Raw genomic sequence first — 13,161 nt, forward strand, 5'->3', positions numbered from 1 at the left:
ATAGTTATTTTCTAATATTACCCCCAATATTTTTTTACATTTTCATTTTATATCCTTCTAAAGATATTTTTTTATTATATCGTTAATAATATCAAATAACTTTTTCTATTTATCATTCATAATATGTATATATTAATTCAATGCATTATGAATAAAAAAAATTATTAATAAAAATAGGTATCATAAAAAATCCATTGAAAAATACGAACAATGGAAAATAATTCCTAATTATTTTAGCTGTTAAGCTACTTGCTTTGACTTATTGTTTAGATACATTTTTAAATGTATCTTGGGTCACGTAGTTCATACTCTTTTTGACTTTTAAGAACAGAGAATATGTAATTAATTAGTTTATGCATTACTGCAACTAAACCTACTTTTTTACTTTTACCATTCATATTCTCATTATAGAAATTAAGCAGAACTTTATTTATAGGTTCACCGTTTCTATTCTTACGTATGGACGCTAACGCGACAGCTATAAGGCCCTACGGCCTATTCTGGTGCCTCGTTTAGACATGACATTTCTGTCACTGTTAAACTTACCAGATTGGCTAACAGAAGGATCTAAACCAAAATAAGCAACTAGGTGTTTAGGTTTAACAAAACCTTTAATATTGCCGATTTCACTCATTATTGTGATGGCAGTTAGTTTACCAACGCCTGGTATTGAGTAAAGTAATTGTACATTTTTCTTAAATTCATCAGAAATTCTATTGCTACTCATTAATAGATGAATTTCATTTAATAGATTTTGAATTTGTATCTCTAATGATTCTATTACAGCAATAGTATTAATTATTTTTACAAATAGACTTGGTGATTTAAGACCGATGTAGGCAGCTTCTTCAGCAGCATTATATAGCTTGCTATAAATTTTTTCACTATGTGCTAGTCCTTTTCTAGAGTTGATTGAAATGATATTAATAACTTCATCTCTATCAGTATTTAAAATAGCTTCAGGGCTAGAATACTTTTTTAGTATAGCTATTGACGTTTTACCAGCAATATCTGAAAAAACAGTGCTGTAACTAGGAAATATAACTCTTAAATCAGTAGAAAGTTTCTTTTTAAATGTAGATTTGCTATCAGTAAATTTATAGTAATCTCTGCAAAGAGATTTTAAAGTGTAAATTTCAACATCAAAATTAGAAGAATATTTAACATTTTGAAATTTACCTATATTAGCAATGGTTAATGCATCTTTTTTATCATTTTTCACTTTTCTTATGTCACCATTCTTGTTACAATTAGTAATGAGTGGATTAAGGATACATGTTTCAAATGTATCTTTTAGAAAAGTGGAAAAGAGTGAGATGGTATACACCAGTAGATTCCATGAAAATTGCTGTTTTCATGTTAAACTCTTCTTCCGCTTTTTTTATTTGATCTACTAGGTAATCAAAACCATTTCTACTATGCATAATCTTAAAAGGCTTTCTATAAATTTCACCGTCAGGTGCTAGTATAGCAACTACTGAAAAATCTGATGATACGTCAATTCCAACTGTTGGTCTATAAAAAAATTTACTCATATATATTATCTCCTTTGTTTGTGAGATAGAATAGATATTCCATTTCTATCAGTAATTTTGTAACCTTGTTTGTGACACAGGTAATTCCCGAAGGGAAACCTAACCAGCTAAACACAGAATCATCACTGATGGAACGATACGCTATTTTACGGGTAATAATGACTCTTAGAGTCATTTCCCAGGAGGATTACATCTATCTTCTATTCAGGAGATATTATACAATAATATTTATTGGTTTGGCTTCCCATTAGGAAAATAGAAAACTAAATTTAGATAAGAATATATAGCCTAGATTGGTTGTAACTATTCGAATATATTAAAAGATATGAGTTTTAATGTTCGTTAGGAATCATGATAGTTTTCTATCGAATGTTATGACTACATTATACAAGGAGGTAATGCAATTCATATATGTAGGTCTGGTATGTGGACTCCGCCATGGTTGATAATAAATTCTATGAATTTTGTTACGGAGTAATAGGAAACCATATAATTAAGTATTGTTCTAAGAGGAATTGGAACATAAAAAATATGACATTGTCAGAAAAACTAGATTATTTATATTGTTCTTAGCTATTAAAAAAGTCGTATAATAATCAAGTAAATATATTTGATTATATATATACCACTTCAATTAATAAAATTTATGTGCACCAAAATCTCAGAACACAGCATTTTTAGTACAAATAAATTTTAAGTTTTAAATGGTGTATATTAGTAAAGGGTGAATTTTATTGGAAAAAAATCAGAAAAAAAGTAAAGGTAGAGCAGCAGAAATAAGAGATTACGCAATATCTATAGGAATTGCAATTGCAATAGCATTTTTGTTTAGAAGTTATGTATTTGCTAGAGCAAATGTAGATGGACCTTCTATGATGTCTACTCTTAAAGATAAAGATGTAATATTCGTTGAAAAACTATCTCTGTATTCTAAAAGTATAAAAAGGGGTGAAATAGTAACTTTTGATTCAGGGAATCCTACTCATGATACTTATGTAAAGAGAGTAATAGGGATTGCTGGAGATGATCTAGAAATAAAAGATGGTAATGTTTATAGAAATGGAGAAAAGCTTAAGGAATCTTATTTGAATCCCGGCATGAAAACTTTAGGAGGAAGCTTTCTTGGTGTAAATAAAAAATATAAAGTTCCAGAAGGATACATATTTGTCATGGGAGACAATAGGACGGTAAGCTTGGATAGCAGATATTTAGGTCCAATTTCACTTAAGGCACTGAATGGTCATGTTATTTTAAGAGCATATCCTTTTAATACTATGAAGATATTCTAATAATAAAATTTTAAATATTATTGACATAAGTATTAAATAATGATATCATATATAAAAGTAAGAAAAAATTTAATACCTTTAATGATTGGTCCAGAGAGGCTAAGAAGGATTTGAAATTAGTTTAAAATTTTGCTTAAAGTGTATACTTTTGTACGTTAAGCCTTCTTTCTGGAGAAGGCTTTTTATTATACATTTTTATTGCAGAGATAGGAAATAATGGGTTACGTTCCAATATATTTTTGTGGAATGTTTAGTTGTTCAAACCTTCTTAGTTATATTAAGAAGGTTTTTATTTTATACATTGTTGCATAAATATGAGTAGAGAAATTAATAAGCAGTAATGCGTAACATGGCTTAAATATTGCAAAAAAGCATTGACAGTAATTTAAAATGTGAGATAATATATGTATAAATATAAGAATAAACGTATATTTTATTAAAGAAATTAATTGTAAGTTTAAATATAAAGAAGAGGTGTATTCAATGAAAGGTATATTATACTTAGAAGATGGAACTGCTTTCGAGGGAAATGGATTTGGAATGGTTGGAACAGAAATTGGAGAACTAGTTTTTAATACTTCTATGACAGGATATCAAGAGATATTAACAGACCCATCCTATGCAGGACAAATAGTAAATATGACTTATCCGCTTATAGGCAACTATGGAGTAAGCAGCTTTGAAAATCAATCCGAGAAAGTTTATGCAAAAGGATTTGTAGCAAAGACAATATGCAAGACGCCATCAAATTATAAGAGTGAGAAAAGTATAGATGAAATGTTAAAGGATATGGAGGTAGTTGGAGTTTATGGAGTAGATACAAGAAGTATTACTAAAAAAATTAGAAATACTGGAGTTATGAAATGCGTGATTTCTAATGAAGTATTGGATATATAACTCCTCAACAATGTGAGGAGCTATCAAGAAAAATTGCATAAAAAAGTTCGACTTTTTGTGTCTAAAATATTGACATCGATCCAAGGCGAAGCAATACTGCTGAAGAAACGATTTAAAAAAAATTCTAATAAATCTTGGTAAAAGAATCATAAAATACTTAGATATTTCAATCTGTCTGAGCTATAGCGAGTTATTGAAATATCTTAGTATTTTATGATTTTTTTACATTAGATTTATAGAATTTTTTTTAATGTTGCAAAGCAGTATTGCTTCGCAATATTTATAAATATATTTGGTCCCAATATCTCAGCATCTTTGTACCCCATTTTATATCTAAAGCTGGCAATGGCAGGCCATAAGCTAATTTCAAAGATACTTCAAGCATATTTATACCAGCACCGAGATTAGCTACCAGGGAACCGGATACTCTTGGGTTTATTTCTATAAGCTTAGGTTTGCCATTACTTGAATACTTAAACTGTAAATTTATGTTGTAGGAAAGGTTTAAAGTTTTAATTATTCCTTTCGATATATCGATAATCTCATCATTTTTTTCTATAATGGATTTGACTGCCACACCCATGGAAGTTTCCACTCTTTGACGGGGAATGCAGATAATTGTTCTGCCATCTTTGCATACACAGTCTACACTGTATTCAGTGCCAGGCAGGTATTCCATAATTATGATATCCGGTAATTTATTATATTGTTCTAATTGACTTTTTAGAATTTTCCAGGATATTTTTGCAGTGCTTGGCCTTTCACTTAATATATCTAATTTTTCATTGCTTACTATGCGAAAGCCTTTGCCGCCTTCTGATGATGCAGGTTTCATGCATATAGCTTTGGCAGGATATCCTAGTTCAAATATAGCACTTTCTATTTCTTTTAATGTAGCTGCATGTCTATATTGAGGAATAAAGCTATCTCCAGAAAAATAGTCATATAAATCAGCTTTATTATTGGCAATACCGAGTTTGTGAGTATCTGAAGTTATAATTGCTTTAACACCTAAATTATTGAACAGTGATATATTACTGGATAATGGAACTAGTTCATCTCCGTATTGAGGTATTAAAGTAGTGATTTTTTCCTTTTCGCATATAGCTTTAATGCTTTCTATATAATTTGGGTCATCACCACATGGTACAACATATCTTTTACCTGTTATGGCAAAGCCTAAGGAATCCTTGTTTTCTCTATCAGCTGTAACTATATCTATATTCATATGTTTAATATCTTTCAGCATTTTTAAATCTGATACAGTACCCATACTATCTGATATTGTCCATAATACTTTGATATTCATATAGATTCCCTCCTATATTATGCATTAAAAGCATATTTTTGTAATAATAATATTACCTTTTATGTATATTTTTATATGTTTTAACTAATAACTATTTACTTAAAATAAGTATCATGTAAAATTATAATTAATAATAAGTATATTACTAAATTTAGAATTATTCATCACGAAATTTATAAATATAGATAGACAACTTGAAACTTTAAAATTGCAATCTCCAAATTTATCCTGATAAACTGGAATTTGTCGAGCACTATAGTGAAGGGTTTTTAACTCACTTCGTTTGTTAAAAGACTAAGGTTTTCGCTATGCGAAAGGTGAAGGGTTTTTACGGTGCTGTGCACGTAAAAGGTGAACTTTTTTTTTTTTTTTTTTTATCTTCAATAAAAAGCTAAGGTTACCTAAATTCCACGTGCATTTTTTATTAGCTTAAAAGAACACTATTTCACGAAGAATTTAAACTGATACTCCCACATTGTAACATTATTTACCACCACCTTTCAATCTTTTTCAATAAATTATTGATTGCAACTTTGGAGTAAAGATACTTATTAAACCCTGCAAGTTATCCACAGAGCAACACTCGATTTTCAAGATGATATCTTTATTATACCAGACATTTTTCATACACTTCCTTGTACGGATAGTTTTCTGACAAATTCATAATTACAGTTCTTGCGGTTTTAATGATTTTGGCTGCAAGAAATACATACTTCAAACGAAAGGTCTTTATTTGCTGTCTGTATTCTGAAGGCTCTAAGGAATCAATCTTGAACAACAAAAACAGGTTATATGAAAGCATCATCATTTGAAACACCGCTTCATTTGCCCAAAATGATTTAAGTAAAAGATGACCCACCGCCATGTCGTATTTGGCTTCTTTAATATAGTTCTCAGCATTGCCACGTTTTTCATAGGATATAACTACTTTTTCAGAAAGCAATGTAGTGTTTGTCACAAAGAAAAAGTATTCGTACTCAGAGCCTTCTAAAAGTGATATTTGTGCTCTTTCTTTTTCTGGTTTCAGTACGCGAGACACAACAAACCTTCTGTCTTTCTCCCAGTTATCTAATTTTGTAAACAGTTCTGTAGTTTCTCTGCCTTCTTCACCTTTAACGAATACAACCGATGAATTCGTTGCTTGGGATGCAAGCGTAGAATAACTTTTGGCTTTAATTAAATATTTGCAACCAAGAGATTCTATCGTTTCAATAATTTTTTCATCAAAGTAGCCACTATCCATTCGAAATAAAATCTCTAAATCATCTGTTTTGATGTTGGCTACTATTTCTTTGATCATTTCAGATGCACCGTTAGCTGTGTAAGTATTGCCACTTCTTACAAATCCGGTGACGTAGGCTTTTAATTCGTCGCAAAATGCAAACTGGATATTGTAGCATCGGTTTCCTAGTTTCTTGGGATTATATCCTTTTGATGCACCTTCTTGATGACCTTCTACGTTGATTACACTACTATCAATATCAATCGTAATGGATGTCAATTTACTTTTAGTGAGCAGTTTTTTAAAGACTTTAAAATTAATGTCTCTAAACATTTGTGTTGTCTTAAAGGTGAAGTTTCCTAAAAATCGTGACACTGTTTCAGGTTCTTTTACGGAAATATCAAATTCATTAACGAGTGGATCATTTTGAAGGAGCTTTAGACGTTCTAGCTTGTCTATACCAATAAAGTGACCACAGATCATCGTCTTTATATGATTCATCTTGATTTTATTTGTGGAGTCATTATCAAATACGAGGTCATCTTCAACTAGATCAAAAATCTCATTACTTTTTGCGTTCTCAAGGAGAAGAAAAAGACCTGCATTTGATGTTAGATTCTTAGCTGTGAAATCAATTTTATTAATCATAATTTAAACCCCTTTTTCTGCTGCTTTTGTTACTATTATTGTACCATATATCGACTCATAAAAGCTGATAATTCAACACATTTTTGAGCATTTTTCTTTCACCCAATGGGTGAAAGCTGAATTTTGAAGGAACGTATATTTATCAATGCTTTGAGGGTGGTTTATAAAGTACTGACGTAGAATCTCAGTATGATTGAAAAGTGATAATGTCTTAGTGTACCACATTTGATTATGTCCTCAAAAACAAAATTTATAGTATAATAAACCTCATTGCTAGAAATGAGGTGGACATAATCAGAAAGGTGATACTAACAATGAATGAAAATGATAAATATACAACTATAAAAAAATTAATAGAAACAAATGGTTCTAAACAAAGGGCCGCTCTTTATCTTGGATGTTCTGTTAGACACATTAATCGTATGATTAATGGTTATAAGAAATATGGAAAAAGTTATTTCATCCATGGTAATAGAGGAAGAAAACCCTCAATTGCTCTTGACGCAAAAATTAGGCAAACAATTCTTGATTTGTATCGTACAAAGTATGAAGGCGCTAACTTTACTCATTTTTCTGAATTACTAAAAAAACATGAGCATATTCAGGTTTCTGCTAGTACCATCAGAACTATACTTATGGATGAATTTATCCTATCGCCTAAAGCTAAACGTATCACAAAGAAAAAGACTAGTGAATATTTGAATGAACTCAAAAAATCAGCAAAATCGAAAAAAGATATAGCTAACGTTCAAAATACCATTATTGCAATTGAAGATGCCCATCCAAGACGTCCTAGGTGTGCTTATCTAGGCGAAATGTTGCAAATGGATGCTTCGATCCATTTGTGGTTTGGTCAACAAAAGACTCAACTACATATTGCTGTAGATGATGCTACTGGTGCTATTATGGGTGCATATTTCGATTCACAGGAAACTTTAAATGGATACTACAATGTATTACACCAAGTACTTACAACATACGGTATTCCTTATATGTTATTTACCGATAGACGTACTGTATTCGAGTACAAAAAGAAAAAATCACCTTCTATCGAAGATGATACTTTTACCCAGTTCAGTTATGCTTGTAAACAATTAGGCATTGAACTTAAAACCAGTAGTGTTGCACAAGCTAAAGGGCGTGTTGAAAGAATGTTCCAAACCCTACAATCACGCCTCCCATTAGAAATGCGACTGGCAGGCATAGCTACACTTGAGGAAGCTAACGAATTCTTAAATCACTACATAAAAGAATTCAATGCTCAGTTTGCATTACCTGTTGATAATATCAAATCTGTCTTTGAAAAGCAACCTTCTAAAGAAAAAATTAATCTAATTCTTGCTGTACTCAACAGTAGAAAAATAGATAATGGTAGTTGTTTAAAGTTTAATAAAAGATATTATCTTCCGGTAGATAAAAATGGACATGCTGTTTATTATCATAAAGGAACCTCTGGTATTGTAATTAAAGCATTTGATAACAATCTGTATTTTTGTGTGAATGAAAAAGTTTATGCTTTAGAATCAGTACCTGAACGAGCTTCTTTATCTAAAAATTTTGATTTTGTAGATAAGCCTAAGGTTCCAAAGAAGCACTACATACCACCTATGAGTCATCCTTGGAAGCAGGCTTCATTTGAACATTATTGCAGCAAGCAATCTCATAGACAAAAAGAAAACATAGCATAAATCTATAAATCTATTTTCTTAAAAATTGAAGATTTTTAAGGTTTATTTGTCATACCTTAAAATAGTTTTATACCATCAATAAAGCACCAGCAAAAGCTGGTGCTAATAATTAAAACCATTATGCATACAAAAATTCAATTATTAAATAAACACTTAAAAGATTTATTTTTAATTGAAACAATAAATAAATTAGCACGCAAAAGTGGTTTTACTCAAAGAAAAGGTAAGTTAAATGCCAAAAAATTCGCTTCATTATGCATATTCAAGGGTGAAGATTTATGTTTAACTGCTTTATCTTCATTATGTTCTAGATTATCAATAGAATACTCAATAGATATATCTTCAGAAGCACTTAACAAACGCTTTAATTCAAAAGCTGTAGAATTTATATCATCAATATTTCATGAAATGCTCAAATTACAAAATAAAGCACTAGAAAATAACCAAAATTTTTTCAAAACACATTTCAATAGAATTAAAGTATGCGATTCTACATCATTTAAGCTTCCAGAAAAGTATCATAAAAGGTACAAAGGCTCTGGTGGCAGTTCTACAAAATCAATGGCTAAGATTCAACTTGAGTATGATCTTTTATCTGGCGGAATTACTCATTGTGATGTAACTAACGGAATAGATAGTGATAATTCATATCTTAGCAGCTTACAAAAAGATATCAAGCCCAATGATTTGTGCCTAAAAGATCTTGGATATTTTAAAATTACTGATTTGGAAACAATAGATGAAAATCATGCTTTCTTTATATCAAAATTGAAGAATAATATAAATGTATATATTAAAAACGAGAATCCTGATAAGTATAAAAATGGTAAGATTAAAGAATCAACTTTGTATAAAAAAATAGATATCAAGAATTTAATTCACCAGTTACAAGCTGGTGAAACAATTGAAATTCCTGATATCTACATAGGAAAAAAGCAAAAAAATTATAGATTAATTATAACTAAATTAACTGATGAAGACAAGCGGAAAAAGAAGGCAAAGCATGATAATGAAGTTAGAAAACAATTAAGAAAACCTAATGATACGAGTGAATTATGGTTAGGTATTAATGTCTATATAACAAATATTTCACCTACAATATTAGATACAGAACATGTTCATGAAATATACTCTTTGAGATGGCAAATAGAAATTATGTTTAAAATATGGAAATCACTTTTTAAAATACATTTGGTAAAAAAGGTGAAAATAGAAAGATTTCAATGTTTCTTGTATGGAAGATTAATAGCATTAATCTTAAGTTCTTCTCTAGTTTTCACTTTAAAAAGTATTATTCATGAAACAAAAAATAAAGAAATAAGTGAGTTCAAATCATTCAGTGTTGTGAAGGAACATTTTAATAAATTAAGTAAAAATATTTTTAAAGGTGAACTAGCTTTAGGTAAGATTTTTAACAGTATTTTAAAGAATATATTGCGGCGTGGAATCAAATCAAAAAGGAAGGAACGAAAAAGACCTAGTTTAATACTAGAAAATATAAAGTTTAACAAAGATGACATTAAAAAGTTGGCAATTTAGTTTTAGATTATAAGCCCTCGGCTACCGCAACTTGGAAATTATATGTCGCCGTTTATTTAGTTCGCATTAAATTTAATTTAATGTCATAATTTTCATATTATAATGTTTTTATATGTTATATTTAAAGCAAAAAGGAGCTTCTTCTGATGGTAAAAAAACATGAGAGAATTATGTTAGTCTTTAAAGAAATACAAACAGGGGAAACTAAAAAAATAGGCCAATTAAAAAAACAAGCATTTACAAGAAATAGAAAACTAAATTTTCAGGATTTAATGAAATACATCATATGCAGGAAAGGATTAACTACAACTATGGAAATTGATAATTATTATGAAAATATAGGTAAAAAAGATGATGCTGTTACAAAGCAGGCATTCTGTAAACAAAGATTAAACTTAAATCCAGAAGTATTTGTTTACTTAAATAAACGTCATGTTAAACGTGTATATGATGACCCTAATTATAAGCTTTATAAAGGTTATATAATAACTGCTATTGATGGTACGGTACTCGAAATACCAAACACAGAAGAACTGAGGCAAACCTATGGATATTTAAACCCAAATAAAGATGATGTAAGAAAAATGGCTCGTGCTAGAGCCTCTGGCATTTATGACATTGAAAATAATATAATGATTGATGCAATTATTGAGAAATACAGAACCTCTGAAAGAGTTTTAGCAGGATCTAATATTTATAATGCATTAGAAACATTAGGAGATGATAGAAAAATCATTACTATTTTTGATAGAGGATATTTTTCTACAGAGATGTTAATGTTTTTATTAGAGTGTCCTATTAAATTTCTATTTAGACTTCAAGGAAATACTTTTAATAAAGAAAGAAATTCAATGAAAAGCGATGATGAAATTGTTGAATTTAAAACAAATGGTAATAGACTGGCGTATATATCAGATAAGTATCTTAGGCAAAAAGCTTCTATGCTTAAAGCAGTTTCATTAAGAATGGTTAAGATTAAGCTAAATACAGGTGAATACGAATATTTGGTTACAAATATTCTAAAAGAGGACTTTAACACTGAAGAAATAGGCGTTTTGTATTCAAAACGTTGGGGTATTGAAACAGCTTATGACTTAATTAAAAATAAGCTTCATATTGAAAATATTTCAGGTAAAAAACCAATAATAGTTGAACAGGATTTTTATGCTCAAATGTTGTTATTTAATTTGATTCAGGATTTAAAAAATGATGCTAACTATATTGTAGATGAGAATAAAAATAAAAAAGGAAAATTAAAATATTTTTATAAGGTCAATATGAATATATTAGTTGGCAAGTTTAGAGAATATATAATTAAAATGGTTATAGAAGAGGACACAATAAAACAAGAAGCTATGCAGACAGATATGATGAACGAAATCACAAAAAATTTAGTTCCAATTAGGACTGGAAGAAGTAATCCACATATAAAATATAAAGGTAGAAATAGGTATATGCAAAACATCAAGCCCAATAGTTAAAAAGCAAAAAGATTAATATGTAAAAATAATCCATTTAACTTGAATAATTAAATGGATTATTTGTGTTGTTATTTTTTAATAAAATAATTTTTTAAATCAAATTTTATATTACTTGAATTTATTGGAAGCTTACTTAAGTTGATGACATTGTTTTGTGTATAATAAGATAAATAACATTAGGAGAATGCAAATGAGTAATAAAATATTTACAAAAAAAGAATTAGAAATATTATATAAAAATAGATATGTTAAGAATGTAAGTGAGAAAGGCATCACCTATACTGATGAATTTAAGAACATTTTTATTACTGAGAACGAAAAATGAAAACTTCCAAGGGAAATTTTCGAAGAGTGTGGTTTTGATATAGATATACTTGGAATTACACGAATAAAAGCATCAGCAGGCAGATGGAGAACTTCTTATAGAAATAATGGTGTATCTGGATTAACTGATACCAGAAAATTGAACTCTGGAAGAACAAGTGAGAAAGAACTTTCGATAGAAGAAAAATATAAACGTCTTAAAGCTCAAAATAACTTGCTTAAAGCGGAGAATGAATTATTAAAAAAAATTCAACATCTAGAAAGGAGGCTGAGCAAGAAGAAGTAAATTTAGCCGCAAACAATAAATTTGTTATTATAAAATCAGTAATTGAAAAATATAAACTTAAAAATATGGTTAACTATTTATGCAAAATAGCTGAAGTATCTAGATCGGGATATTATAACTATTTTTCATCCAAATCACACAATTCTAGAGCACAACGCGATAATAAAGACGAGTTGCTTAGAGATAATATTTTGAAAGCCTATAATTTTAAAAATCGTAAAAAAGGAGCTAGACAAATTAAAATGACATTAGAAGGTCATTTTGATATCGTATACAATTTAAAATGTATTAGAAGGGTAATGAAAAAATATGGTATTGTCTGTCCAATTAGAAAAGCCAATCCATACAGAAGAATGATGAAAGCAACAAAAGAACATACTGTTTTGCCAAATATTCTAAAGAGAAATTTTAAGCAAGAGATGCCAGGTAAGGTATTGTTAACAGACATAACTTATTTATTTTATGGCAAGGGCAAAAAAGCATATTTATCAACAATTAAAGATGGATCTACAAACGAAATATTAGCCTATAATATATCTGATAGTCTAACACTAGATATAGCAATAGATACGCTATACAAGCTAAAAAACAATAGGAAAGTAAAATTAGATAAAGATGCATTTATTCATTCAGATCAAGGAGTACACTATACCAGTCCAAGATTCCAAAAATTAGTTAAAAAGTACAAGCTTGCTCAATCAATGTCAAGACGCGGTAATTGTTGGGACAATGCTCCACAAGAATCTTTCTTTGGACATTTTAAAGATGAGGCATATATAAAACAATGCGAAACATTTGAAGAGTTAAAGAAGGAAATTAAGCAGTATTTAATCTATTATAATAACTATAGATATCAGTGGAATTTAAAAAAGATGACTCCTGTTCAATACAGAAATCATCTTATTAATGTAGTATAGACTTTTTTTGGCTGATGATTCAATTT

General features: G+C 29.2%; 8 protein-coding genes and 2 pseudogenes. 6 read left to right on the plus strand and 4 right to left on the minus strand.

Features of this window, described 5'->3' with window-relative positions; translation table 11 throughout:
• Nucleotides 1-478: 478 nt before the first annotated feature.
• Entirely contained in the window at nt 479-1,327 is an 849-nt protein-coding gene (locus AGR56_RS19040; protein ID WP_242851610.1) for a transposase, read from the minus strand.
• On the minus strand, nt 1,281-1,535 hold the full coding sequence (locus AGR56_RS22455; RefSeq protein WP_242851611.1) for an IS110 family transposase: 255 nt from the start codon (nt 1,533-1,535) through the stop codon (nt 1,281-1,283). The genes AGR56_RS19040 and AGR56_RS22455 overlap by 47 nt, the downstream gene beginning before the upstream one ends.
• Nucleotides 1,536-2,269: 734 nt before the next feature.
• On the opposite strand from AGR56_RS22455, the gene lepB reads away from it, so the two are divergent.
• On the plus strand, nt 2,270-2,824 hold the full coding sequence (gene lepB, locus AGR56_RS19045) for a signal peptidase I (RefSeq protein WP_053243628.1): 555 nt from the start codon (nt 2,270-2,272) through the stop codon (nt 2,822-2,824).
• Nucleotides 2,825-3,307: 483 nt separating this feature from the next.
• A pseudogene (locus AGR56_RS19050) lies at nt 3,308-3,712 on the plus strand (carbamoyl-phosphate synthase domain-containing protein); the annotation flags it as partial.
• Between the two features lie 289 nt (nt 3,713-4,001).
• On the opposite strand, the gene AGR56_RS19055 reads toward AGR56_RS19050, so the two are convergent.
• On the minus strand, nt 4,002-5,030 hold the full coding sequence (locus AGR56_RS19055) for an ATP-grasp domain-containing protein (RefSeq protein WP_053243629.1): 1,029 nt from the start codon (nt 5,028-5,030) through the stop codon (nt 4,002-4,004).
• 607 nt (nt 5,031-5,637) lie between these two features.
• Nucleotides 5,638-6,900, minus strand: coding sequence for an IS1380-like element ISEnca1 family transposase (locus tag AGR56_RS19060; protein ID WP_031587700.1), 1,263 nt, complete (start codon nt 6,898-6,900; stop codon nt 5,638-5,640).
• A gap of 314 nt (nt 6,901-7,214) precedes the next feature.
• Between AGR56_RS19060 and AGR56_RS19065 the strand changes: the two genes are divergently transcribed.
• The 4 genes and pseudogenes from AGR56_RS19065 (at nt 7,215) to AGR56_RS19865 (ending at nt 13,135) form a co-directional block, all read left to right on the plus strand.
• The gene (locus AGR56_RS19065) at nt 7,215-8,588 is read left to right on the plus strand and encodes an ISNCY family transposase (RefSeq protein ID WP_053243630.1); all 1,374 of its coding nucleotides are present in this window, start codon (nt 7,215-7,217) and stop codon (nt 8,586-8,588) included.
• A 120-nt stretch (nt 8,589-8,708) separates the two neighbouring features.
• Nucleotides 8,709-10,127 carry an IS4 family transposase gene (locus AGR56_RS19070; protein WP_053243631.1) on the plus strand — a complete coding sequence of 473 codons (1,419 nt, stop codon included), beginning with the start codon at nt 8,709-8,711 and terminating at the stop codon, nt 10,125-10,127.
• Between the two features lie 146 nt (nt 10,128-10,273).
• Nucleotides 10,274-11,608: an IS4 family transposase gene (locus tag AGR56_RS19075; protein ID WP_053243632.1), complete on the plus strand. Its 1,335-nt coding sequence runs from the start codon at nt 10,274-10,276 to the stop codon at nt 11,606-11,608.
• A gap of 190 nt (nt 11,609-11,798) precedes the next feature.
• Nucleotides 11,799-13,135 (plus strand): annotated as a pseudogene (locus tag AGR56_RS19865) (IS3 family transposase).
• The last annotated feature ends 26 nt before the right edge of the window (nt 13,136-13,161 follow it).

Source organism: Clostridium sp. DMHC 10, from assembly GCF_001270375.1.
GTDB lineage: Bacteria > Bacillota > Clostridia > Clostridiales > Clostridiaceae > Clostridium_S > Clostridium_S guangxiense.